Genomic DNA, 22,859 nt, shown 5'->3' on the forward strand with positions numbered 1-22,859 from the left:
GGGCGTCCGGCTCAGGTGAGCAGCCGCAGGTGTACGAGCCCCAGCCACGCCCCGCTCTCCCACTGCACCCGGGCGGCGCGGACGGCGTAGCGGCCGGGGGTGAGGGCGATGTGCAGGCAGTCGGCCGCGTCGGTGGTGCCGGGGCGGGCCGCGTCGAACAGGCGGACCGGGCCCGGCACCTTCCACCGCGTCTCCGGTGACCACTCCGCCAGGTCCAGGGCCTCGGACACGGCCGCCGCCGGCCCGGCCCCGAAGCCGTCGGCGGGCCCGCGGACGAAGACGCCGTGGTCGGGCAGGAAGGAGGTCGGGGCGGGTTCGTCGCCGAGCACCAGGGCCGTGCAGTCACCGACCGGGAGCAGGCCCGTCCCGCCGACGACCTCGCAGGCCCGGTCGTAGTCCGAGGCGGTCTCCTCGCCGTCGGCGCCCGTCCAGAACGGCAGCACCGTCTCGGGCACCGCCACGAGGGGCCCGCCGTTCGAGTCGACCCATTTCACCGCGCGCGGCTCCGCGTAACGCACCATGCGCAAAACCTACATGCCCGCGCGAGCCCCGAGCGCCACCCAACTCCCTTGTCAGCAACCGCAGTCGGCGCCGACGGGGGCGGTGAGCGGGTCGGCGGCGCGGCGTTCGCGGCCGTGCCGGGTCTCGAACTCGAAGCCCTCGCGCACCCAGTACTCGAAGCCGCCGAGCATCTCCTTGACCTGGTAGCCCAGTTCGGCGAGGGCCAGCGCGGCGCGGGTGGCGCCGTTGCAGCCGGGGCCCCAGCAGTAGGTGACGACCGGCACGGACCTGTCGAGGAGTTGTCCGGCCCGCTCGGCGACGAGTGCGGTGGGCAGGTGGACGGCGCCGGGGACGTGCCCCTGGCCCCAGGACTCGGCGGAGCGGGAGTCCACGACGACGAACCCGGGGTCGCCGCCCGCCGCGAGCGCCGCGGCGACGTCGGACACGTCGGCGTGGAGGGCGAGGCTCGCGCGGAAGTGGGCGGCGGCCTCGGCGGGCGCCGCGGGCGGGACCCGCAGGACGGGGTTGGCGACGGTCGGGACGACGGTGGTGGCAGTCGTGGCGGAGCTCATGGCGGGGCCTTTCCTGGAGCGGTCCGAGCGGATTCCGGCGACTCGAAATCTACGGCCGCGCACCGCCGCCCAGAAGGGACGATCCCCGGCGCATCCCTTGCGGCGCCGTGGATTTCCCTGCTATCCCTCGGTGATGACCACGTATTCCCCGGACGCCACGGACTGGCGCATCCTCGACGTCCTCCAGCGGGAGGGCCGGGCCAGTTTCGCCGAGCTCGCCCGTGCCGTCTCGATGTCCGCGAGCGCGGTCACCGAGCGGGTGCGCCGCATGGAGGAGGCGGGGGTCATCCAGGGGTACGCGGCCGTGGTCGACCCCGACCGGCTGGGGCTGCCGATCCTGGCGTTCGTCCGGCTGCGCTATCCGACCGGCAACTACAAGCCGTTCCACGACCTGGTGGCGGCGACGCCGGAGATCCTGGAGGCGCACCACGTCACCGGCGACGACTGCTTCGTCATCAAGGTCGCCGCCCGCTCGATGCGGCACCTGGAGGAGGTCGCGGGCCGTATCGGCGCACTCGGCTCGGTGACCACGAGCATCGTGTACTCCTCTCCGCTCCCCCGGCGTCCGCTGGGCCGCTGAGCCACGGGCCCGCTCGGGTCAGCGCACGCCGCGCTGCCGCAGCACCGAGCCCGAGCGGCCCTTCACGACCTCCAGCTGTGCGTGGATGCGGCGCCGCAGGTCGGCGACGTGGCTGACGATGCCGACGCTGCGGTCCCGCTCGCGCAGGGAGTCGAGGACGTCGAGGACCTCGTCGAGGGTCTGGTCGTCGAGGCTGCCGAAGCCCTCGTCGATGAAGAGGGTGTCCAGGCGCACCCCGCCCGCCTCGTCGGTGACGACGTCCGCGAGGCCGAGCGCGAGCGCGAGGGACGCGAAGAACGTCTCGCCGCCCGACAGGGTCGAGGTGTCCCGTTCACGGCCCGTCCAGGCGTCGACGACGTGCAGCCCGAGCCCGCTGCGGGCGCGGCCGGCGCGGTCGTCGGAGTGGACGAGGGTGTAGCGGCCGGACGACATGCGCTGCAGGCGCGCGGTCGCCGCGGCGGCGACCTGCTCCAGCCGGGCCGCGAGCACGTAGGACTCCAGGCGCATCTTCCGCTCGTTGTCCGCGGAGGTGCCGGCGGCCAGGCCGGCCATCCGGGCGATGCGCTCGTGCTCCTCGCGCAGCGGCCCGAGGCGCCGTACGGCTGCCGCGGCGCGGGCCGAGAGCCGGTCGAGCTCGGCGCAGCGGCGGTCCGCGGCGTCCCGTGCGGAGACCGCGTCGCGCAGGTGCCGGTCGGCTTCGGCGAGGGCCTGTTCGGCGGCGGTGACGTCGGCGGGCGGAGCCTGGGCGGCGGCCGCGGTGTCGGCCTCGGCGAGGACGGCGCGTACGGCGGCCTCCTCCGCGTACCAGGCGTCGAGCCGGTGCTGGAGTTCGCGGTGGGCGGCGTCGTCGAGAAGGGCCTGCGCGGCGGCCTCCGGGGTGTCGAAGCCGGCGCGGAACGCGGCGTCCGCGAGCCGGGAGTCGGCCTCCTTGAGCCGCTGGGCGGTGTCCTCGGCGACGCGGGCGCGGTCGGCGGCGTCGGTGAGCAGGGCGACCTGCCGCTCCAGTTGCGCGGCGCGCGCGGCGACGCTGTCCAGGGAGCCACGTGCCCGCGCCAACTCCTCTTCCAGGCCCGCCTTTTCGCGGTCGAGTCGCTCGCGGTGGCCGACCCGGGAGGCGGCGCGGACGGCCGCTTCCTGCTGGACGGCGACGCGTCGCTCCCGCTCCAGTTCGGCGCGGCGCAGCTCCTCCTGCGCGGCGTGCAGACCGGACGCGGCCTCGCGGGCTTGCGCGTACTCCCGTTCGAGCTGTTCGGCCTCGGCGGCGAGCCGCGTGGTCGGGGCGTCACCGGCCTCGGCGGTGGCGGCGGCCAGCGCCTGCCGCAGGTCGTTGAGGCTCCGCTCGTCCTCGGCGCGGCGCTCGTCGGCGCGTTGGTGGGCGGCGAGGGCGCGTTCCTCGGCGTCCCGGTCGACGTGGCCCGCGACCTTGCGGGCGGGGGCGGGGTGTTCGGTCGCTCCGCAGACGGCGCAGGGTTCGCCGTCGGTGAGGTGGGCGGCGAGTTCGGCGGCGATGCCGGTGAGCCGCTGTTCCTTGAGGTCGAGCCAGTGCGCGCGGGCCTCCACGGCCCGTTCGGCCGAGGCGAGGGCCTGCCGCTGGGCGGCGTCGGTGTCCTGGGCGAGCCGGTCGCGCTGCCGGGCCGCGGCCAGGCGCCGCCGGGCGGGATCGCGCTGGACGGCGAGCTGTTCGGCGCGGGTCGCGGCTTCCTGGGCGGCCTCGATCCGGGTTCGGAGGTCGGTGCGCAGCGCTTCCCAGCCGGCGAGCCAGGACTCCGCGTCCTGCCGGACGTCCTCGTCGGCACGTTCCTGCCGGTCCAGGTCGGCGCGTTCCGCGACGAGCCGGGCGAGGCGCTGCTCGGCGCGGCGTGCCGACTCCAGGCCGCCCAGTTCCTCGGCGGCCCGGCGCGCGGCGGCGGCCAGCCCGGCCGCGCCCGCGTCGGCGAGGTGGTCCGGCAGCAGGGCACGCGCGTGTGTCTCCTCGGCGGTGGCGCGCCGGTGCGCGGCCTCGGCCCCCTCCCGCAGGTCGAGTGCGGGCGCCACCGCCTCGGCCTTGCGGCCCCGCTCCATGCGCTGCTGCGTCCGCCGGTGGGCGTCGGCGCGCTCCTCCAGCCGCCGGGCGCGTGCCCGCGCCTCGTCGAACCGCCGTTGCAGCCGGGCCAGTTCGCGTACGTCGTCCAGGGCGCGGGCGGTCGCGGCGCGGGCGGTCTCGGCGGCGGTGAGGCGGCTGTGCGCGACGGCGAGCTGTTCGCGGGCGGTGCTGCGGGCGACGGCGGCGGCGCTCAGCACGGCGTCGGCGAGGCCGGGGTCGCCGGGGGTCAGGTCCGGCAGTTCCATGGCGTCGCCGGCGGCCTGCTGCATGCGGTGCGCGTCGGCGAGCAGGTCGGCGTCGCCGTCGCGGACCCGGGCCTCGGTGGCGCGGCGGCGTTCGGCGAGGCGTTTTTCCACCTCGGCGAACCGGCGGGTGTCGAAGAGGCGGCCGAGGAGTTTGCCGCGGGCCTCGGCGTCGGCGCGCAGGAACCGCGCGAAGTCGCCCTGGGGCAGCAGCACGACCTGGCAGAACTGCTCGCGGCTCATGCCGAGCAGCTGGGTGATCTCCTCGCCGATCTCCTGGTGGGAGCGGCTGAGGTCCTTCCAGGTCCCGGCCGGGGCGTCGTACTCGCGCAGCCAGGTCTGGGCCTTGTCGAGGGTGGTGCCCGAGCCGCGTTTCTTGGGGCGCTGCCAGGGCGGCTGCCGGGTGATCTCCAACCGGCGTCCGGCGACGGTGAGTTCGAGGGCGACCTCGGTGCGGGTGGCGGGCGCGGCGTGGTCGCTGCGGAGGTTCAGTCCCTGTCCGCCGCTCTGGCGGGCGCCGGGCACCGAGCCGTAGAGGGCGTAGCAGACGGCGTCGAGGACGGAGGTCTTGCCCGCGCCGGTCGGGCCGTGCAGCAGGAAGAGGCCGGCCGCGGACAGGGCGTCGAAGTCGACGGTCTGCGTGCCGCCGAAGGGACCGAAGGCGGTGATGTCCAGCCGGTGGAGTCTCACCGCGCCACCTCCCGTACCGCGTCGTCGGCGCGGGCGGCGTCGAGCGCGTCGCGCAGCACCGCGCGCTCGTGCTCGTCGGGGCCGGCGCCGCGGACGTGGGCGACGAAGTCCTCCGCGATCTCCTGGTCGTCGCGGCCCGCGAGGCGGCGGGCGTAGGTCACGTCGGGGTCGTCGGGCCGGCGTTCGGGGTCGAAGGCGAGGCTGAGCGTGTGCGGGAAGCGCTCGGTGAGCCGGGCCATGGGGTCGGCGGGGCGGACCGCGTCGGTGAGGGTGGCCTCGACCCACGCGTCCTCGTGCCGGGCGAGCGCCGGGTCGGCGAGGAGGTCTTCCAGGGTGCCGCGGATGCGGGCCAGCGGGCGGGGCACGGGGCAGTCGACGCGCTCGGCGGTGACGGCTCCGTCGGCGGCCAGGTCGACGAGCCACATGCTCTTGCGGTGGTCGGCCTCGGAGAAGGAGTACGGCAGCGGGGAGCCGGAGTAGCGGACGCGGTCGGTGATGGTCTGGCAGCCGTGCAGGTGGCCGAGCGCCACGTAGTCGACGCCGTCGAAGACGCCCGCGGGCACGGCGGCGACGCCGCCGACGGTGATGTCCCGTTCGCTGTCGCTGCCGCGGCCTCCGGTGACGAAGGCGTGGGCGAGCACCACGGAGCGGGTGCCGGGCGGGCGGGCGGCGAGGTCGGCGCGGACGCGGTCCATGGCGGCGACGAGGACGGCCTCGTGGCCCGCCTTGTCGACGCCGAACTCGTCCTTCACCAGGGCGGGTTCGAGGTAGGGCAGGCCGTAGAAGGCGACGTCGCCGTGCGCGTCGGACAGCACGACGGGGGTGCCGCACGCCGCCGGTTCGGTCCGCAGGTGGATGCCGGCGCGGTCGATGAGTCCGGCGCCGACGCCGAGCCGCCGGGCCGAGTCGTGGTTCCCGGAGATCATCACCGTGGGCACGCCGAGGGCGGCGAGGCGGTGCAGCGCGTCGTCGAACAGCTCGACGGCGGCGAGCGGCGGCACCGCGCGGTCGTACACGTCCCCCGACACGACCACCACGTCGGCCTCGCGCTCCCGCGCGGTGGTGACGAGGTGCCCGATGAACTCGGCCTGGGCCCCGAGCATGTTCACCCGGTGGAACGCCCGGCCGAGGTGCCAGTCGGAAGTGTGCAGCAGTCGCATGATCCCCGAGACTAACGGCCGGGTCCGACAGCCGGGTGGTTACTCCCGTATCGCCCCGTCATGACGGCCCGCCGGCACGGCGATCGGCGAGCTTTGTCCGTTCCGTCAGGCGTCCCCGTACGCCTCTCCGCCGAGTTCGAACCGGGCCGTGCCCGCGGTCGCGTCGGCGAGCCAGGTCTCGAAGGCGGTGACGTCCGCGTCGGGCAGTCCGATCTCGATCGTGACGGCCTCGCCGTAGCGCACGTCGCGGACCTCGCGGCCGGTGGAGCGCAGCTCGTTCTCCAGCTTGCCGGCGCGCTGGTGGTCGACCGTGACGGTGGCGAGCCGGAAGCGGCGTCGGGTGATGGTGCCGAGCGTGTCGAGGGCCTCGCCGACCGCGCCGCCGTAGGCCCGGATCAGTCCGCCCGCGCCGAGCTTGACGCCGCCGAAGTAGCGGGTGACGACGGCGACGACGTACCGCATGTCGCGGCGCAGCAGCATCTGGAGCATCGGGACACCGGCGGTGCCGCCCGGTTCGCCGTCGTCGCTCGCCTTCTGGACCCCGGCGTCGGCGCCGACGACGTACGCCCAGCAGTTGTGGTTGGCGTCGGCGTGCTCCTTGCGCACGGCGGCGATGAATTCCTGCGCCTGCTGTTCGGTGGCGGCCGGGGCGAGGGCGCACAGGAAGCGGGAGCGGTTGACCTCGGTCTCGTGCACGCCCGCGTGGGCCACTGTGCGGTACTCGTCCTGCATCCGGTCAGCCTATGCGCAGGCCGTGCCGGGTGGCGGACCGGCTACTTCTTCCTGCCGCGCGGGACGGTCACCGAGGTCAGCAGGGCGGTGCCGGGGGCGAGGGTCCGCCAGTCGGTGCCGTGCCAGGCGAGGACGGCGAGGGCGGAGGTGGGGAACTTCGTACGGACCTGATCCAGGGTGTCGCCGAGCCCGTCGCCGGCGAGGCCGAGGACGAGGTCCTCCAGGCCCGGGTTGTGTCCGACGAGGAGCAGGGTCGCGATCCCGGCGGGCGCTTCCCGCACCACGGCGAGCAGTTCGCCGGCGTCGGCGGCGTACAGCCGGGGGTCGTGGCGCACGGGCGGCGGCGTGCCCCACTGGGCGGCGGCCAGGTCCCAGGTCTGGCGGGCGCGGACGGCGGTGGAGCACAGGGCGAGGTCCGGCAGCAGGTCGGCCTCGGCGAGGGCGTGTCCGGCGGCGGGGGCGTCGCGGCGGCCGCGCGGGGCGAGCGGGCGTTCGTGGTCGGGGGTGCCCTCGGGCCGGGCGGACTTGGCGTGCCGCAGGACGACGAGGCGGCGCAGCGGGCCCGCTTCGGAGCGCGCGATCACGCCGGTCCGCCGATGTCGACGGCGAGGTCGATGCCGAGGATGCGGTCGGCGTGCGCGTACGTCTCGAACCGGGCGCCGTCCGGCAGCTCCGGGTCGCGCTCGACGTCCCGCAGGACGCGCAGCACGCCGGGCACGTCCAGGTCGTTCTCCCAGGCGGCCCGCACGCGTGCGCGTACCTCGTCGGGGACGGGCCGCGAGGGCAGCCGCGCCCAGTCGGCGACGGCGCGGCGCCAGCGGACGAGGGTGTCGTGGGCGGCGTGCAGGGCGTCCGGGTCGAGCCGGCAGGGCGCGCTTCTGGGGTGGGAGAGCAGTGCCAGCCGCAGGGCCGCGGGATCGGGCTCCTGCGCCGCCTCGGGCGCCACCTGCTCGACCGGACCGACGGCGACGCGAATGCCGCCGGGCGAGGCGTGGGCGGCGGGGACCTGGGCGCTGCCGTCGGCCGCCTGACCGCCGACGGGACCCCGAGCAGGACCGTCGGCCGCCCGGCCGCCGACGGAACCCCGAGCAGGACCGTCGGCCGCCCGGCCGCCGACGGAACCCCGAGCAGGACCGTCGGCCGCCCGGCCGCCGACGGAACCCCCAGCAGGACCGTCGGGCACCTGGCCGCCACCGGAACCCCCAGCAGCACCGCCAGACGCCCGGCCGTCGGCGGGACCCCGGGCCGGGCCGTCGGCCGCCCGGCCGTCGTCCGCGGCGACGTGGAGGACGCGGGCCTCGCCGAGTCCGGACGCGGCGTCCGGGCCCTCCTCGAAGGGCCGGATGCCGAGGGCGGCGGCCCCGGCCCGCAGCTCGGCGCGCTCCCGTTCGCCGGTCAGCAGCGCCCACACGGGTGTGCCGCCCAGTTCCAGGGCGCGGACCAAGGTGTCCGCGACGAGCAGCACACGCAGGTTCGTGATGTCGAACCCGGTGGTGTGTGCCTCCACCCGGGTCAGGCCGCGGCGGGGCCGGGCGGCGTCGACGAGCTCGCCGCTACGGGCGTCGGTGATGCGCAACACGAGGCGAGCGTAGGCGCCCGGACGCCGGAACGCAGTCCGGGCGCACGGATTACCGAAAGCCCCGGCCGGTCGGGGCCGGGGCCGAAGGTGACCAGCCGGGGCCCGGCGGCGGCCGGCCGGTGCCCGGCGGCGGCCGGGAATCTTCGGGGAGCGCGGTCCGTTGTGCCGGACGACAGCGACAGCGCAGCTCAGCCCGGGAGGCCGACGGTGTACGGCGACGACGCAACGGTCCGCAGGATCCTCACCGACCTCGGCGACACCTGGGCCGTGGTGGGCCTGTCGAACAACCGCTCCCGCACCGCGTACCGCATCGCCGAGGTACTGCGGCGGTTCGGCAAGCGGGTCGTGCCGGTCCACCCGAAGGCGGAGGCGGTGCACGGCGAGCGGGGGTACGCCTCCCTGGCGGACATCCCCTTCGACGTGGACGTGGTCGACGTGTTCGTGAACAGCGACCTGGCGGGCCAGGTCGCCGACGAGGCGGTCGCCAAAGGCGCGAAGGCGGTCTGGTTCCAGCTCGGCGTGATCGACGAGGCGGCGTACGCCCGGACCCGCGAGGCCGATGTGGAGATGGTGATGGACCGCTGCCCGGCGATCGAGATACCCCGCCTGGGCTGAGCGCCCCGCGTCCGGGCCACCGCCGTCAGTCGTGCGGTGGACGGTCGCTGAGCCGGTGGTCCGCCACGTTCAGCGCCTCGTCGACCAGTCGGCGCAGATGGCCGTCCCGCAGCGCGTAGACGACGCGCCGCCCCTCCTTGCGTGTGGTCACCAGTCCCGCGAGCCGCAGCCGCGCCAGATGCTGGCTGACGGCCGGGCGTGCGGCGCCGCACACCTCGGTGAGCGACGTGACGTCGGCCTCTCCCCCGGTCAGCGCGTGCAGCAGCGTGAGGCGGGTGCGGTCACCGAGCAGGGCGAGCAGCTCGGCGGCGAGGGCGAACTGCTCCTCGCCGGGGCTGCGCGGGTGCGCATCGTGCGCAGGTGACAGGTGCATGCGTGCGCTCATACGCACATAATGGCGTCGTGGACGGCCCGCGTCCACCTCCGCGCACCGGAAGGGGAGCCCCGTGAGCGACCGCCGCCACCGAGAGCACGGCCCCGGACACGACCACCCGCACCGCGACAGCGACGCGCACGACCACCCGCACCAGCACTCCCCCAAGAGCCGGCGCCCGCGTCCGCACCGCCTGACGCACCGCCTGACGCACCTCCTCACACCGCACTCCCACGAGACCGCCGACAAGCTGGACTCCGCCCTGGAGTCCTCGGCCCGCGGCATGCGTGCCCTGTGGGTGTCGCTCGCGGTGCTCGGCGTCACCGCGCTCGCGCAGGCGGCGGTGGTGGCCGTCTCCGGTTCGGTGGCGCTGCTCGGCGACACGGTGCACAACGCGGCGGACGCGCTGACGGCCGTACCGCTCGCCATCGCCTTCCTGCTGGGCCGGCGCGCGGCGACGAGGCGGTTCACGTACGGCTACGGGCGGGCCGAGGACCTGGCGGGCATCGCGATCGTGCTGACGATCGCGGCGTCGGCGGCCTTCGCGGGGTGGACGGCCGTGGACCGGCTGCTGGACCCGCGTCCGGTCGAGCACGTACCGGCGGTGGCCGTGGCGGCGCTCGTCGGTTTCGCGGGCAACGAGTGGGTGGCCCGGTACCGGATCCGGGTCGGGCGCGCGATCGGCTCGGCCGCGCTGGTCGCGGACGGCCTGCACGCCCGCACCGACGGCTTCACCTCGCTGGCCGTGCTGCTGGGCGCCGGCGGTTCCGCGCTGGGGCTGCAACTCGCCGATCCGGTCGTGGGGTTGGCGATCACGGCCGCGATCCTGCTGGTGCTGCGGGACGCGGCGCGCGAGGTGTTCCGCCGGGTGATGGACGCGGTGGACCCGGCGCTGGTGGACCGGGCGGAGCGGGCGCTCGAAGCGGTCCCGGGGGTGCGCGGTGTGGGCGAGCTGCGGCTGCGCTGGATCGGGCACCGGCTGCGCGCGGAGGTGGCGGTCGTGGTCTGCGGGGACGCGACGGTGCGGGAGGCGCACCGCATCGCCGTCGACGCCGAACACGCCCTGCTGCACGCGGTCCCGCGCCTGACGGCCGCCCTGGTGCACGCCGACCCCGAGCCCGTACCGGGCGAGACGGACCCGCATCTGCCGCTGGCGCACCACGCGGCGGCGTAGGGCGGTCAGGCGAGGCCGAGCCCCTCCAGGACGACGGCGCCCGGCAGTTCGGCGAACGCCTTGCCCGGCACCAGCAGCTTGCCGCGCCTGCGTCCGCTGCCGACGAGGACGTACGGCAGGTCGACGACGGCCGGGTCGACCAGCACCGGCCAGCCCTCGGGCAGGCCGAGCGGGGTGATGCCGCCGTACTCCATGCCGGTCTCCCCGGTGGCGACGTCCATGGCGGCGAAGGAGGCCTTGCGCACGCCGAGTTGGCGGCGCACCGCGCCGTTCACGTCGACCCGCGTGGCGGACAGCACGACGCACGCGGCGAGCGTCGTCTCACCGGCGCGCTTGCCGGCGACGACGACGCAGTTCGCGGACCGCTCCAGCAGGTCCCGGCCGTAGTGCTCCACGAAGACGGCGGTGTCGGCCCACTCCGGGTCGGTGTCCACGTAGACGATCCGGTCGGCCGGGACACCGCCGCTCCAGTGGCGTACGGCGTCGGCGACCGGGCGGGTCAGCTCGTCCAGGCAGTCGGGGGCGGGCCGGGCGTTGTCGAAGTGACCGATCGGTGCGTGCATGAGCGCAGGTTACCGCCGCGCCTTGGGCCCCCGGCGAGCGGCCGAACGGCCCGGGGGAGGGCGGGCGGCCGGCCCTGGTTCTCAGGCCCCGGGCTCCAGTTCGGCGAGCCTGGCCGCCGACTCCTCGTCCAGCTCGGACAGCGCGAGCAGCTGGTCCGGCGTGACCCCGTCGGGTATCGGCACGGGCGCGGGTGTCCGCAGCGGCGGCTGCCAGCCCTCGGCGGCCGTCCAGCGCCGTACGACCCGGGCCGGGGCCCCGGCCACCACGGCGTGGTCGGGCACCGTGCCGCGCACCACGGCGCCGGCCGCGACGACGACGTTCCGTCCGATGCGCGCGCCCGGCAGGATCACCGCGCCGGTGCCGACCCAGCAGCCGGGGCCGATCTCGACGGGCTCCATCCGCGGCCACTGCCTGCCGATGGGCTGGTGCGGATCGTCGTAGGAGTGGTTCGTGGACGTGACGTAGACGTACGGACCGAAGTAGCAGTCGCTGCCGATGGTGACCGTGGTGTCGGCGATGACGTGGCTGCCGCGGCCGAGGACGACGCCGTCGCCGATCCGCAGGATGGGCTCGGGGCCGAGGTCGAGGTCGGGCATCAGACCGGCGGTGAGGGTGACCTGCTCCCCCACGATGCAGTGGGAGCCCAGATGGATCCACGGCTCGCCGAAGACGGTGCCGAGCGGGAACGCCAGTCTGGTACCGGTTCCCATGGCGCCGAAGCGCAGCCGACCGGGGTGCTCGGCGGTCACGGAGCCCGTGCGCTGCGCCCAGGCCCAGGCCGCGTGGACGGCGCGCTGCCCGAGGCGGCGCCGCCATGACGAGAACGTGTTCTTGCTCTTGGGCACCCGCTCACGGTACTCAGCGGCCCGCCCCGCCGGGCTCCGGAGGCCTGTGATCTTCACCCCAACCGGTGGCGTACGGTGCCGGTGAACAGGAGAGCGGGAGGCGATGATGACGCACAAGGCACTGATCCGGGGCATCGGCGGCAAGGACCCGAAGGTGGATCCGGAGGCGTTCGTGGCACCGACGGCCTCGGTGATCGGGGACGTGACGCTGCACGCCGGTGCGAGTGTCTGGTACGGGGCGGTGCTGCGCGGCGACGTCGAGCGGATCACCGTCGGCGCGAACAGCAACGTCCAGGACAACTGCACGCTGCACGCCGACCCCGGTTTCCCGGTCACGGTGGGCGAGCGCGTCTCCATCGGTCACAACGCGGTGGTGCACGGGGCGACCGTGGAGGACGACTGCCTGATCGGCATGGGCGCGACAGTGCTCAACGGCGCGGTGATCGGGGCGGGGACGCTGGTCGCGGCGCAGGCGCTGGTGCCGCAGGGGATGCGGATCCCGCCGGGGGTCCTGGTGGCGGGCGTACCGGCCAAGGTCAGGCGGGAGCTGTCCCAGGAGGAGCGGGAGGGCCTCACGCTCAACGGCACGATGTACGCGGCGCTCGCCACGGAGCACCGGGGGGCGTACGAGGACTGAGCGTCGCGTCGGCACGGACGTGTGCCGCCGCCGGGGCACACGTCCGGCCCGCGCCCGGCACGCGGTTCAGCCGTTGGGCCGCAGCGTCCAGACGACGGTCATCTCGCTCGTCACGGCGCCGTCCTCGCGCTGGATGGCGACGCTGACGGGGAACTCGGGGCGCTTGCCCGCGTCGAGTTCGGCGACGACGTCGGCGATCGGCCGGCCCAGCGTCGCGGTGGCCTTCACCGGCCCGAGGGCGATCTTCTTGAACGCGATCTCCGCGGTGACGGGGAGCGGCACGGCGCGCGAGAGCTGGTCCCCGAAGGCGGCCAGGACGATCGCGCCGCTGGCGGACTCGCCGAGCGTGAACATCGCGCCGGCGTGCGGGCCGCCGACGTGGTTGCGGTACTCGCTCTGGTCCGGGAGGGCCAGCACGGCCTTCTCCGGAGTGGTCTCCAGGTACTCCAGGTTCAGCGTCCGAACCATCGGCACCGTGGCGGCGAGCAGCTCGCCGATCGACATCTGGTCTGCGGTCATGGCCCGAATGTTACCCACGAGTAGCGACGGCTGGCCAGGTCCGTGCGACGGCCACTGGTGCGCGAGGGGCCCCGGGAGGCCTTTTGCTACGTGCCCGTCAAAGGGCGGTGACCGAATCGTGTCCGGGGCGCCGCTAGGGTGGCTGCCCATGTGGCCAGGACAGCAGCCGCCCGGGGGCGAGCAGAACCCGCAGGCGAACAACCCGTACCAGCAGCCGGGATACCAGCAGCCGAATCCCTACCAGCAGCCCGGTTACCAGCAGACCGGCCCCCAGGGCCAGCCCCAGTGGGGGCAGCCCACGGTGCCAATGGCTCCGCAGCCGCCCGGCGGAGGGGGCGGCAACCGGACGAAGCTGATCGCGATCGTGGCGGCCACGGCCGTCGTCGTGGCCGCCGGTGTCACCGGATTCCTGGTGCTCGGCGGCGACGAGGACGACACGGCGGGCGGCGGCACCAAGGGCGGCGGCGGCGCGTCCGTGTCCGCGACGCCGTCGAAGCCGGCCGAGCCGACCGAGTCCACGCCGGGCTCCGACGACAACCCGCGCGGCACCGAGACCGAGAAGCCGACCATTCCGGGCTGGAAGGTCGTCATCAACCCGAAGTGGGGCACGGCCTTCGACGTCCCCGCGGACTGGGAGGTCCAGTCCCCGGGTCTGACCATCGGCTTCGAGGACGACAAGTCCGACGACGGCAAGCCGCTCATCGTGATGTCGGCCCCGGCGATCTACAAGTCCAAGTGGTGCACGACCGACGAGAACAAGGACGGCAACACCGAGGACACCTCGCTCGCCGCCAGCGGCACCAAGGGCGCCAACGGCGCCAAGAGCACCGACGAGGTCGCCGTGAACACGGTCGCGTGGTGGGTGTACGGCGGCTACACGCAGCCCGACAGGAAGAGCATCACCTTCGACAAGAAGGCCAAGGCCTACACGACGAAGGCCGGCATCAAGGGCAGCATCGCCACGGCCAAGTCGAACGGCACGCCACAGAAGGGCAAGTGCGCGAGCGACGGCAAGGCGATCACGTTCGGCTTCAAGAACTCCGCCGGTGACTTCGTCTCGTGGAACTTCTACGGCGCCAAGGGCGTCAAGGACGAGGTGCCCGACGCGACGATCATGAAGATCCTCAGCACGGTGCGCACGCACGGGGAGCCGACGGGCGGCTGACCCGCGGGCGGCGGCTCCCGGACGGTCGTCGGCACCGGCCCCGCGGTACCGGTTTGGCAAGTCGGGGCGGCTGCGGCGATAGTCGGCCGGTGACCTCCGTCTCCGCCGACTCCTCCCGCCGCTCCCGCATGCCCGAGTGGGCGGGCCGCAACTACTCGTTGCTGATCGCTGCCGCGTTCGTCACGAACCTCGGCAGCCACGGCGCGCTCGTCGCCGCCGCGTTCGCCGTCCTGGAAGCGGGCGGCGACGGCGGCGACGTGGGCCTGGTGGCCGCCGCGCGCACCCTGCCGCTGGTGCTGTTCCTGCTGATCGGCGGGGCCGTCGCGGACCGCGTGCCGCGCCACCGGGTCATGGTCGCGGCCAACGCCCTCAACTGCGTGTCGCAGGGCGCCTTCGCGTTGCTGGTGCTGGCCGGTCAGCCGCTGCTGTGGCAGATGATGCTGCTGAGCGCCCTCGGCGGCACCGGCCAGGCGTTCTTCAGCCCGGCCGCGGAAGGCATGCTGCTGTCCTCCGTGCGGGGCGAGCAGGCGGGCCGCGCGTTCGCCGTGTTCCGGAAGGCGATGCAGGGCGCCGCGGTCGGCGGTGCCGCGCTCGGCGGCGCGATGGTCGCCGCGATCGGGCCGGGCTGGGTGCTCGCCGCCGACGCCGTCGCGTTCGCGCTGGCCGGGGCGCTGCGCGGGCTCCTCGACGTGAGTCACATCCCGGCGCGGGCCCCGGGCGGCGGGATGCTCGCCGATCTCCGCGAGGGCTGGCGGGAGGTCGCGGGCCGGCCCTGGCTGTGGGGCATCGTCATCCAGTTCTCCATCGCCAACGCCGTCGTCGGGGCCGCCGACGCGGTCTACGGCCCGCTCGTCGCCCGGGACCATCTGGGCGGCGCCGCGCCCTGGGGTCTCGCACTCGCCTTCTTCGGCGCGGGCACGGTCGTCGGGGCGCTGCTGATGACCCGCTGGAAACCGCGCCGTCTGCTGTTCGTGGGCACCCTGTGCGTGTTCCCGCTGGCCCTGCCGTCCGCCGCGCTCGCGGTGCCGGTGCCGGCCGGGGCGCTGTGCGCGGTGATGTTCGTGACGGGCGTGACCCTGGAGGTGTTCGGGGTCTCGTGGATGACCGCGCTGCACCAGGAGATACCCGAGGAGAAGCTGTCCCGCGTCTCGTCGTACGACTGGTTCGGCTCGGTCGCGCTCGTGCCGCTGGCGACCGCGCTGGCCGGGCCCGCGGAGACGGCGTTCGGGCGGCCGGCGGCGCTGTGGGGCTGCGCCGCGCTGGTCGTGGTGATGACGGCGGGGGTGCTGTGCCTGCCGGACGTGCGGAACCTGCGACGGACCACGCGGAAGGTCACGGGGGCCGCCGAGCGGGGCGCGAAGGCTGCCGAGGAGGTCACGGGGGCCGCCGACGGTGGTCAGCCGATGCCGAACGACCCGTCGGGCGGTTCGGGCGACGGCACGGCGTCCTCGTCCCGGACGGGCTGAGCGTCGCCGGTGAACTTTCTCAGCGCGGGCCCGTGTTCGACGCGCGCCGGGAACACGTCGGCGGCCGTGCGGCGGGCCACGGCGGCGGTGTCGACGGGCCGGTGCGCGGCGACGAGCACGGCGTTGCCGAAGCGGCGTCCGCGCAGCACGCCCGGCTCCGCGATCAGCGCGAGATGCTCGAACACCGCGGCGAAGGTGGCGAGTTGGGAGCGCAGGAAGGCGAACGGCGCCGCGTCGGCGAGGTTCGCGAGGTAGACGCCGTCGCCGCGCAGCACCCGCGCCGCCTCCTCGGCGTAGGCGAGGGTCGTGAGGTGGGCGGGCACACGGGAGCCGCCGAAGACGTCGGCGACGAGGACGTCCGCCGAGCCGGCGGGCGCGGACGCCAGCCAGGCGCGGGCGTCGGCCGGGTGCGGCGTGATGCCGGAGCCGTCCGGCAGCGGCAGATGCTCCGCGACCAGGTCCAGCAGGCCCCGGTCGGCGTCGACCACGTCCTGCCGGGAGCCGGGCCGGGTCGCGGCCACGTACCGGGGCAGCGTGAGCGCGCCGCCGCCGAGATGCAGCACGTCCAGCGGACGCCCCGGTTCCGCCACCACGTCCAGGACGTGCCCGAGCCGCCGGGCGTACTCGAACTCCAGGTGCGTCGGCGCGTCGAGGTCGACGTACGACTGCGGCGCGCCGTCGACCGTGAGCAGCCAGGCCCGTGCCCGGTCGACGTCCGGCATCAGCTTCGCGGTGCCGTGATCGACGACGCGGGTCACGGGTATGGGCTCGGTCACGCCTCCATTGTCACTGAACCCCGGTCACGGTCCCCGCGCCCACGGTCCGTCCGCCCTCGCGGACGGCGAACCCGAGTCCGGGCTCCAACGGCACGTCCCGGCCCAGCTCCACGGTCATCGTCACCGTGTCGCCCGGCCGCGCGACGGCCGCCTCACCGAGGTCGACGTCGCCGACCACGTCCGCGGTCCTGATGTAGAACTGCGGCCGGTACCCGGTGGCGACCGGCGTCGTGCGTCCGCCCTCGCGCGCCGACAGCACGTACACCCGCGCCGTGAAGCGCCGTCGCGGCACGACGCTGCCGGGCGCGGCCACCACGTGCCCGCGTCGTACGGCGTCCCGGGGCACGCCGCGCAGCAGCACCGCCACGTTGTCCCCGGCCTGCGCCTCCTCCATGGGCTTGCCGAAGGTCTCCAGGCCGGTGACGACGGTGTCGACGCCCGCGCCGAGCACCTCGACCCGGTCGCCCAGCCGGAGCGTGCCGCGCTCGACGGCGCCGGTGACGACCGTGCCCCGGCCGGTGATGGTGAGCACGTTCTCCACCGGCAGCAGGAACGGCGCGTCCAGATACCGCTCCGGCATCGGGACGTACGTGTCCACCGCGTCGAGCAGCGCCTCGATCGACGCCGTCCAGCGCGGGTCGCCCTCCAGCGCCCGGAGCCCGGAGACCCGTACGACGGGCACGGCGTCACCGCCGTAGCCGTGCGCGGTGAGCAGGTCGCGGACCTCCAGTTCCACGAGGTCGGTCAGCTCCTCGTCGCCCGCGTCGGCCTTGTTGAGGGCGACCACGATGTGGTCGACGCCGACCTGCCGGGCCAGCAGGACGTGCTCGGCGGTCTGCGGCATGATCCCGTCGAGCGCGGAGACGACGAGGATCGCCCCGTCGAGCTGCGCGGCGCCGGTGACCATGTTCTTCACGTAGTCGGCGTGGCCGGGCATGTCGACGTGCGCGTAGTGCCGGGTGTCGGTCTCGTACTCGACGTGCGCGATGTTGATGGTGATGCCGCGCGCCGCCTCCTCCGGGGCGCGGTCGATGCGGTCGAACGGCACGAAGGAGCCGGCGCCGCGGTCGGCGAGGACCTTGGTGATGGCGGCGGTCAGGGTGGTCTTGCCGTGGTCGACGTGACCCATCGTGCCGATGTTCAGATGCGGTTTGGTGCGGACGTACGCCGTCTTGGGCATGGCGACACCTCGAAGTCTCTCGGTGGAGAAGGTGAGGAAGAGTGACGGCCCCGGCGCGCGGCGCTACGGGCGCGCGGCCGGGACGGGGACCCCGAGGAACTCGCCGACCCTCCCCCTGCGGGGTCCGCCGGACGATCCGGGGAGGGTCAGCTTCGGGCGCCGTCGACGGCGGCCAGGAATGCGGGAACGGCAGCCTTCGGGGCGTCCGCGACGGCGGATGCTGCGAGGTGGAAGGCGTACCGGAACATGCCGTCGATCATCGCCGAGGGCGGGCGCCGCGTCGAACGATTTTCCCGGGCCGGGGGGTCAAGGCCGCTCGCCGACGTTCTTCAGCGCCTCGCGCACCGACAGCGGAGCGAACCGGTCCCCCTCCCGCGCGAGGAAGTCCCGCACGGCGTCCGGGTCGGTCTTGGCGTACTCGCGCAGGCTCCAGCCGATGGCCTTGCGGACGAAGAAGTCCTCGTGCCCGGCCTGCCGCAGGCAGTAGCCGAAGAGACGCGCGGTGTCCGTCCGTTCCCTGTACCGCAGTTGGTGGAGCAGGGCGGTGCGGACGAGCCAGCGGTCCTCGTCCGCGCTCCAGGCGTCCATCTCCGCGACGAGGTCCCGGTCGGCGGCGACGAGCCCGCCGACCACGTGCACGGCGAGCAGGTCGACGGTGTCCCACCAGGGGACGGTGGTGAGCAGGTGCCGGACGACGGGCAGGAAGGCGGAGGAGCAGCGCCCGACGTGGCGGCGGAGGTAGTCGACGGCGAAGTAGTGGTACTCGCGTTCCGGCAGCAGCCAGCAGCGCAGGGCGATCGCGGCGCAGTCGCGCTCGGTCGGCCGCGGCGTGCCTTCCAGGACGGTGCGGGTCAGGGCGCGGCGGACGGGTGTGGCGAGGCCCAGGAAGGGGGCGACGTCCTTCATGTACGCGCGCATGGCCGGGGCGCGCCCGGGGTCGGCGGCGGCGCCGTAGGTGGCGGTGAGCCGGCGCAGCACGGCGTCGGCGAGCCCGCCGGCGGGGATCTCCGGTGCGGTTCCGGCTGTGTCGTCGGCTGTGACGCCCATGAGACAGACCATACGGCGATCACACACGTTCGTCGGTTACTGTCGCCGGATGCCCGATGCCACCATCCGCTCTGGGGGCACCGTCACGGCTCCTCCCCGGGCCGCCACCACGGAGCTCGCCGCCGCCGTCCCCGCGGTCGCGTCCGACACGTTCGTCACAGCCGTCTCGCCCGTCGCGGCGGCGCCTTTCGCCGCGCGCTGCACGAGAGCGCTGCTGTCGCCGTGGGCGCGGCTCGCGCTGCTCGTCGCCCTGCTGGCGGCGGGCGCGTCCGCGGTGCTGGTGTTCGAGCCGCACAAGCTGCTCGCGGACGGCTGGCCGCCGCAGCTGGGCGGCGCGGCGGCGGCGCTGGTGTTCGCGGTGGCGTACGGACTGTGCACGGTGGCGTTCGTGCCGCGTCCGCTGCTGAACCTCGCGGCGGGGGCGCTGTTCGGCTCCGAACTGGGGCTCGGCTCGGCTCTCGTGGGCACGGTGCTGGGTGCCGGTATCGCGTTCTGCCTGGGCCGGCTGCTGGGTCAGGAGGCGCTGCGTCCGCTGCTGCGCGGCCGGGTGCTCCAGGCCGCCGACGGGCAGCTCAGCCGGCACGGCTTCCGGTCGATGCTGGCGGCGCGGCTGTTCCCCGGTGTGCCGTTCTGGGCGTCGAACTACTGCGCCGCCGTCTCCCGCATGGGCCTGCTGCCCTTCCTGCTGGCGACGGGCCTCGGCTCGATCCCGAACACCGCCGCGTACGTCGTCGCGGGCGCCCGCGCGTCGACTCCGACGTCCCCGGTGTTCCTGATCGCGCTGGCCTGCATCGCCGTACCGGCCCTGGTGGGCGTGGCGGTGGCCTGGCGCAAGCGGCACCACCTGCGCGCCCGCTGACCCACGCGCGGGGCGTCGGCGGGTCCGCCGCGTTCCCGGGCCGCGTGCCCGAGCGAAACCCCTGTGTCGGGAGTGTCACCGAGGGGCGCTACGCTGCCCCTCGGCACGCACCTGATCCTTGATCACCACTCCGGGCGGCTCGGTGTGCCCGTCGCCCGTTCCACGATCGGCACTTGGACTCCGTAACCTCATGTCTTGGTTTGAATCCCTCATCCTCGGACTCGTCCAGGGGCTGACCGAGTTCCTCCCCGTGTCCTCCAGCGCGCACCTGCGGCTGACGGCGGCCTTCTCCGGCTGGGAGGACCCGGGCGCGGCCTTCACGGCGATCACCCAGATCGGCACGGAGACCGCGGTCCTGATCTACTTCCGCAAGGACATCGGGCGGATCATCTCGGCCTGGGTCCGCTCGCTGGGCGACAAGACGATGCGCGGGGACCAGGACGCGCGCATGGGCTGGCTGGTGATCGTCGGCTCGATCCCGATCGGCGTGCTCGGCGTGACGCTGAAGGACCAGATCGAGGGGCCGTTCCGCGATCTGCGGCTCACGGCGACCATGCTGATCGGCATGGGCATCGTCCTCGGCTTCGCCGACCGCCTCGCGGCGCGCGACGAGTCCGGCGGCCGGCACCGCGCCCCGATGCAGCGCAAGGGCCTGAAGGACCTCGGCGTGCGGGACGGTCTGATCTTCGGCGTCTGCCAGGCGATGGCCCTGATCCCCGGTGTCTCCCGCTCCGGCGCGACGATCAGCGGCGGCCTGTTCATGGGCTACACGCGCGAGGCGGCGGCCCGTTACTCGTTCCTGCTCGCCATCCCGGCGGTCCTCGCGTCCGGCGGGTACGAACTCAAGGACGCGCTGGAACAGGACCACGTCTCCTGGGGTCCGACGATCTTCGCGACGATCATCGCTTTCGCGGTGGGTTATGCCGTCATCGCCTGGTTCATGAAGTTCATCAGCACGAAGTCCTTCATGCCGTTCGTCTGGTACCGCATCGCCCTGGGCATCGTCATCATCGTGCTGGTCACCATGGGTGTGCTCAGCCCGCACGCGGCGGAGTCGGCCGGCTGACGGAGCGGCCTGCGTAGCCATTCGGTAGCGCAGCGTCAGCTTTTGCCCCTAGGCTTGGGCGCATGTCCCCCGATTCCGTGACCCCGGATTCGTCGGCCCCGGAGCGCGTGCGGTCCGCCGCCGACGTGAACGAGCAGATCCGCGCCCTGTGGCTGCGCACGGGCGGGTACCTGTCGGCCCAGGAGCGCGCGGAGTACGAGCAGTTGGTGGTCGAGTGGGCGGCCGCGATCCGCAGCACGGTCATCGAGGCCGCCTGACCCGCGGACCCCGCGAGAGGCCTCGCCGGCCGGTGCCGGTCCGGCGCCCGCCCGTCCCGGCTCAGCGTCCGCCCGCCACCCGCAGCACCGCCCCCGTCGTGTACGACGCGTCCGGCGACATCAGCCAGGACACGGCCGCCGCGATCTCCTCGACGCGGCCCGGCCGGCGCATCGGCACCGAGGGCGCCAGCCGCCACGGACGGCCCGGGTCGCCCATCGTCGCGTGCATGTCGGTCTCGACGGTCCCCGGCGCCACCGCGTTGACGCGGACGCCGTCCGGGCCGAGTTCCTTGGCCAGGCCCACGGTCAGGGCGTCCACGGCGGCCTTCGTCGCCGCGTAGTGGACGTACTCGTCCGGGCTGCCGAGCGTCGCCGCGGCCGACGACACGTTCACGATGGCGCCGCTGCCGCGCGGCACCATCAGCTGCGCGGCCCGCCGCGCGCACAGCAGCGCCCCCACGAGGTTGACGTCGACGACCCGGCGCAGGTCGGCGGTGTCCGCGTCGACGAGCCGCCCCAGCCGGCTGGCCACACCGGCGTTGTTCACCAGCCCCGTCACCGGCCCGAGGTGCCGCTCGGCGGTGTCGAAGAGGCGCTCCACGTCGGCCTCGTCCACCGTGTCCGCCCGCACGGTCAGTGCGCGCGCCCCCGCCTCGCGCGCGCCCGCCGCCACCGCCTCGGCGGCCTCCGCGTCCCGGACGTATCCCACGACGACGTCGTGGCCGTCCGCCGCGAGCCGCAGGCACGTCGCGGCGCCGATGCCGCGGCTGCCGCCGGTCACCACCGTCACGGGACGGGACATGGGTTACCTCCACAGGTACGGGTGATCACGTGCCCTCAGCCTGTCAGACGCGCCAGCACCTCGTCGTCCAGGGGATACGGCCGCTCGTGCGGCAACAGCGCGGCGGCCCGGTCGAGTTGCCCCGCGCGCACCAGCCCGTGGATCTCCGTGGCCAGCGGGGTCACGTCCTCGATGCCGACGATCCACTCGTCGGCGTAGCGGGCCGCGGCCTCTCCCCCGAGCCCGAGCTGGAGGGACCTGTGGGGCAGCGGAGCGAGCCGCAGGTCGCGTTCCGGGTCCCACTGCACCCGCGCGGGTGCCTGCCTCAACTGCCGCTTCCAGTCGGCCGCGGCACCGTGCAGGGCGGGCACGTGGTGCGACAGGCAGGCACGGCGCAGCGCCCATGCGAAGCCGTCCCGGCTGATCTCCACGGCCAGCACGGTCTCCTGGTCCGGCTTAGTACCCCAGCCGCAGCGGTACATCATCCACAGGAACGACGGCTTGATCCACGTCATGCGGTCGCGCTTCCAGGTCGCCGGGAAGCGGCCGGCGCGGGCGGCGGGGCGGCCGATCTCCGGGCGGTAGGCCTGGTAGACGGTGACGGTGGTGTCCGTGTGGCGGGCGCGGACACGGAACCTCGGTTCCGGGCCGGCCGGTTGCTCGGTCCGTCGACGGGTCCGTCGGTCGGTCGGTTGATCGGTCCGTTGATCGGTCCGTTGATCGGTCGGTTGATCGTTCATGCCCACAGAGTCGGGCGCGCGCCGCCCCGCCGGCCACCGAATATTCCGGTCGTGGAAAGCGCCTGGCGGCCGCGTGACCCTTGGCCTGGGCCGTCCCGTGCCCAAGACTGTGCCGATGACGCAGCGCGTGGAACTCGCCACCGTCCGGGACCGGCTTGCCGTGGACGACCTGATCACCGACTACGCGATGGCCGTCGGGGAGGGCGACTGGACGGCGTACCGGTCCGTGTTCGCCCCGGACGGCCGTGCCGACTACCGGTCGGCCGGCGGCATCGAGGGCGACGCCGGGGAGGTCGCCGCCTGGCTCGCCGAGCGCCTGCGGGAGTTCCCGGTGCGGCAGCACCTCGTCGTCAACCGCCGGGTGCGCTTCGGGGTGTGGGAGCAGGACGCCGGCGACACGGCCCACGTCCGCGCCGACTACGTGACGCCGGTGGTCCCGGCCGGGGACGACGCCGACGCCCTCGCCTCCGGCGGCCGGTACGCCTTCGCGCTGCTGCGCACGCCGGAGGGCTGGCGGCTGAGCGGCGTGGTCGCCGAGGAGTTGTGGCGCCGCGCTCCCGGGACCTCCGCGGCACCTGTGATCAACTGACCCGGCGCCCGCTGTTCCGGATCTTCCGCGGAGCGCACACTGGAGGCACCGCGGGGTAGGAGGCGTG

25 protein-coding genes and 1 pseudogene are annotated in these 22,859 nt (G+C 74.6%); 10 read left to right on the forward strand and 16 right to left on the reverse strand.

Annotated elements, in window-relative coordinates:
* Nucleotides 1-11 precede the first annotated feature (11 nt).
* Nucleotides 12-521: an Imm21 family immunity protein gene (locus ACZ7D7_RS30000; RefSeq protein WP_470828374.1), complete on the reverse strand. Its 510-nt coding sequence runs from the start codon at nucleotides 519-521 to the stop codon at nucleotides 12-14.
* A gap of 51 nt (nucleotides 522-572) precedes the next feature.
* On the reverse strand, nucleotides 573-1,073 hold the full coding sequence (locus ACZ7D7_RS30005) for a rhodanese-like domain-containing protein (protein WP_470828375.1): 501 nt from the start codon (nucleotides 1,071-1,073) through the stop codon (nucleotides 573-575).
* 133 nt (nucleotides 1,074-1,206) lie between these two features.
* Between ACZ7D7_RS30005 and ACZ7D7_RS30010 the strand changes: the two genes are divergently transcribed.
* Nucleotides 1,207-1,653 carry an Lrp/AsnC family transcriptional regulator gene (locus tag ACZ7D7_RS30010; RefSeq protein ID WP_470828377.1) on the forward strand — a complete coding sequence of 149 codons (447 nt, stop codon included), beginning with the start codon at nucleotides 1,207-1,209 and terminating at the stop codon, nucleotides 1,651-1,653.
* An 18-nt stretch (nucleotides 1,654-1,671) separates the two neighbouring features.
* Here ACZ7D7_RS30010 and ACZ7D7_RS30015 read toward each other — a convergent pair whose 3' ends face one another.
* The 5 genes and pseudogenes from ACZ7D7_RS30015 to ACZ7D7_RS30035 all read right to left on the reverse strand — a co-directional run.
* Complete coding sequence (locus tag ACZ7D7_RS30015) at nucleotides 1,672-4,668, reverse strand: AAA family ATPase (RefSeq protein ID WP_470828378.1); 2,997 nt, start codon at nucleotides 4,666-4,668, stop codon at nucleotides 1,672-1,674.
* Nucleotides 4,665-5,828: an exonuclease SbcCD subunit D gene (locus ACZ7D7_RS30020; protein WP_470828379.1), complete on the reverse strand. Its 1,164-nt coding sequence runs from the start codon at nucleotides 5,826-5,828 to the stop codon at nucleotides 4,665-4,667. Before ACZ7D7_RS30020 ends, ACZ7D7_RS30015 begins: the two co-directional genes overlap by 4 nt.
* Nucleotides 5,829-5,933: 105 nt before the next feature.
* Nucleotides 5,934-6,560, reverse strand: a complete 627-nt coding sequence (locus ACZ7D7_RS30025) for a YigZ family protein (RefSeq protein ID WP_470828380.1) — start codon at nucleotides 6,558-6,560, stop codon at nucleotides 5,934-5,936.
* Between the two features lie 41 nt (nucleotides 6,561-6,601).
* Nucleotides 6,602-7,144 carry a SixA phosphatase family protein gene (locus tag ACZ7D7_RS30030; RefSeq protein WP_470828381.1) on the reverse strand — a complete coding sequence of 181 codons (543 nt, stop codon included), beginning with the start codon at nucleotides 7,142-7,144 and terminating at the stop codon, nucleotides 6,602-6,604.
* 665 nt (nucleotides 7,145-7,809) lie between these two features.
* Nucleotides 7,810-8,139 (reverse strand): annotated as a pseudogene (locus tag ACZ7D7_RS30035) (hypothetical protein); the annotation flags it as partial.
* Between the two features lie 207 nt (nucleotides 8,140-8,346).
* Here ACZ7D7_RS30035 and ACZ7D7_RS30040 point away from each other — a divergent pair.
* Entirely contained in the window at nucleotides 8,347-8,754 is a 408-nt protein-coding gene (locus tag ACZ7D7_RS30040; RefSeq protein ID WP_470828382.1) for a CoA-binding protein, read from the forward strand.
* Nucleotides 8,755-8,779: 25 nt separating this feature from the next.
* Here ACZ7D7_RS30040 and ACZ7D7_RS30045 read toward each other — a convergent pair whose 3' ends face one another.
* Nucleotides 8,780-9,139 (reverse strand): ArsR/SmtB family transcription factor, encoded by a 360-nt coding sequence (locus ACZ7D7_RS30045; protein WP_470828384.1) that lies wholly within the window; start codon nucleotides 9,137-9,139, stop codon nucleotides 8,780-8,782.
* Between the two features lie 61 nt (nucleotides 9,140-9,200).
* Between ACZ7D7_RS30045 and ACZ7D7_RS30050 the strand changes: the two genes are divergently transcribed.
* Nucleotides 9,201-10,301 (forward strand): cation diffusion facilitator family transporter, encoded by a 1,101-nt coding sequence (locus ACZ7D7_RS30050; protein WP_470828386.1) that lies wholly within the window; start codon nucleotides 9,201-9,203, stop codon nucleotides 10,299-10,301.
* A gap of 5 nt (nucleotides 10,302-10,306) precedes the next feature.
* Here the strand turns inward: ACZ7D7_RS30050 and ACZ7D7_RS30055 are convergent, their stop codons facing one another.
* Together ACZ7D7_RS30055 and ACZ7D7_RS30060 are read right to left on the reverse strand one after the other, a co-directional pair.
* The gene (locus ACZ7D7_RS30055; RefSeq protein ID WP_470828387.1) at nucleotides 10,307-10,864 is read right to left on the reverse strand and encodes a YbaK/EbsC family protein; all 558 of its coding nucleotides are present in this window, start codon (nucleotides 10,862-10,864) and stop codon (nucleotides 10,307-10,309) included.
* A gap of 81 nt (nucleotides 10,865-10,945) precedes the next feature.
* Nucleotides 10,946-11,710: an acyltransferase gene (locus tag ACZ7D7_RS30060; protein WP_470828388.1), complete on the reverse strand. Its 765-nt coding sequence runs from the start codon at nucleotides 11,708-11,710 to the stop codon at nucleotides 10,946-10,948.
* Nucleotides 11,711-11,816: 106 nt separating this feature from the next.
* Here ACZ7D7_RS30060 and ACZ7D7_RS30065 point away from each other — a divergent pair, with 106 nt between their 5' ends.
* Entirely contained in the window at nucleotides 11,817-12,347 is a 531-nt protein-coding gene (locus ACZ7D7_RS30065) for a gamma carbonic anhydrase family protein (protein ID WP_470828479.1), read from the forward strand.
* Nucleotides 12,348-12,413: 66 nt separating this feature from the next.
* On the opposite strand, the gene ACZ7D7_RS30070 is transcribed toward ACZ7D7_RS30065, so the two are convergent.
* Nucleotides 12,414-12,851, reverse strand: coding sequence for a DUF4442 domain-containing protein (locus ACZ7D7_RS30070; RefSeq protein ID WP_470828480.1), 438 nt, complete (start codon nucleotides 12,849-12,851; stop codon nucleotides 12,414-12,416).
* Nucleotides 12,852-13,014: 163 nt separating this feature from the next.
* Here ACZ7D7_RS30070 and ACZ7D7_RS30075 point away from each other — a divergent pair, with 163 nt between their 5' ends.
* Both ACZ7D7_RS30075 and ACZ7D7_RS30080 read left to right on the forward strand, forming a co-directional pair.
* Nucleotides 13,015-14,031: a DUF8017 domain-containing protein gene (locus tag ACZ7D7_RS30075; RefSeq protein ID WP_470828390.1), complete on the forward strand. Its 1,017-nt coding sequence runs from the start codon at nucleotides 13,015-13,017 to the stop codon at nucleotides 14,029-14,031.
* 128 nt (nucleotides 14,032-14,159) lie between these two features.
* The gene (locus tag ACZ7D7_RS30080; protein WP_470828481.1) at nucleotides 14,160-15,497 is read left to right on the forward strand and encodes an MFS transporter; all 1,338 of its coding nucleotides are present in this window, start codon (nucleotides 14,160-14,162) and stop codon (nucleotides 15,495-15,497) included.
* Here the strand turns inward: ACZ7D7_RS30080 and ACZ7D7_RS30085 are convergent.
* The 3 genes from ACZ7D7_RS30085 to ACZ7D7_RS30095 all read right to left on the reverse strand — a co-directional run bounded on the left by ACZ7D7_RS30085 (nucleotide 15,428) and on the right by ACZ7D7_RS30095 (nucleotide 18,500).
* Nucleotides 15,428-16,273 (reverse strand): spermidine synthase, encoded by an 846-nt coding sequence (locus ACZ7D7_RS30085; protein WP_470828391.1) that lies wholly within the window; start codon nucleotides 16,271-16,273, stop codon nucleotides 15,428-15,430. The two genes, ACZ7D7_RS30080 and ACZ7D7_RS30085, sit on opposite strands and share 70 nt — an antisense overlap.
* 10 nt (nucleotides 16,274-16,283) lie before the next feature.
* Entirely contained in the window at nucleotides 16,284-17,453 is a 1,170-nt protein-coding gene (gene tuf, locus ACZ7D7_RS30090) for an elongation factor Tu (RefSeq protein WP_470828393.1), read from the reverse strand.
* Nucleotides 17,454-17,759: 306 nt separating this feature from the next.
* Nucleotides 17,760-18,500: a DNA alkylation repair protein gene (locus tag ACZ7D7_RS30095; RefSeq protein ID WP_470828394.1), complete on the reverse strand. Its 741-nt coding sequence runs from the start codon at nucleotides 18,498-18,500 to the stop codon at nucleotides 17,760-17,762.
* Nucleotides 18,501-18,549: 49 nt separating this feature from the next.
* On the opposite strand from ACZ7D7_RS30095, the gene ACZ7D7_RS30100 reads away from it, so the two are divergent.
* From ACZ7D7_RS30100 to ACZ7D7_RS30110, 3 genes are all read left to right on the forward strand, one after another.
* Entirely contained in the window at nucleotides 18,550-19,359 is an 810-nt protein-coding gene (locus tag ACZ7D7_RS30100; RefSeq protein ID WP_470828395.1) for a TVP38/TMEM64 family protein, read from the forward strand.
* Nucleotides 19,360-19,549: 190 nt separating this feature from the next.
* Complete coding sequence (locus tag ACZ7D7_RS30105) at nucleotides 19,550-20,425, forward strand: undecaprenyl-diphosphate phosphatase (RefSeq protein ID WP_470828397.1); 876 nt, start codon at nucleotides 19,550-19,552, stop codon at nucleotides 20,423-20,425.
* A gap of 62 nt (nucleotides 20,426-20,487) precedes the next feature.
* A complete protein-coding gene (locus ACZ7D7_RS30110; protein WP_470828398.1) occupies nucleotides 20,488-20,682 on the forward strand; it encodes a hypothetical protein in 195 nt (64 codons plus the stop codon).
* Between the two features lie 61 nt (nucleotides 20,683-20,743).
* Here ACZ7D7_RS30110 and ACZ7D7_RS30115 read toward each other — a convergent pair whose 3' ends face one another.
* Both ACZ7D7_RS30115 and ACZ7D7_RS30120 read right to left on the reverse strand, forming a co-directional pair.
* Nucleotides 20,744-21,484, reverse strand: coding sequence for an SDR family oxidoreductase (locus ACZ7D7_RS30115; protein ID WP_470828399.1), 741 nt, complete (start codon nucleotides 21,482-21,484; stop codon nucleotides 20,744-20,746).
* A 35-nt stretch (nucleotides 21,485-21,519) separates the two neighbouring features.
* Nucleotides 21,520-22,203, reverse strand: coding sequence for a DUF4291 domain-containing protein (locus ACZ7D7_RS30120; protein ID WP_470828400.1), 684 nt, complete (start codon nucleotides 22,201-22,203; stop codon nucleotides 21,520-21,522).
* Between the two features lie 115 nt (nucleotides 22,204-22,318).
* Between ACZ7D7_RS30120 and ACZ7D7_RS30125 the strand changes: the two genes are divergently transcribed.
* Complete coding sequence (locus ACZ7D7_RS30125) at nucleotides 22,319-22,792, forward strand: nuclear transport factor 2 family protein (protein WP_470828401.1); 474 nt, start codon at nucleotides 22,319-22,321, stop codon at nucleotides 22,790-22,792.
* Nucleotides 22,793-22,859 lie beyond the last annotated feature (67 nt).

The sequence above is a fragment of the Streptomyces sp. NPDC037054 genome (genome assembly GCF_055606745.1).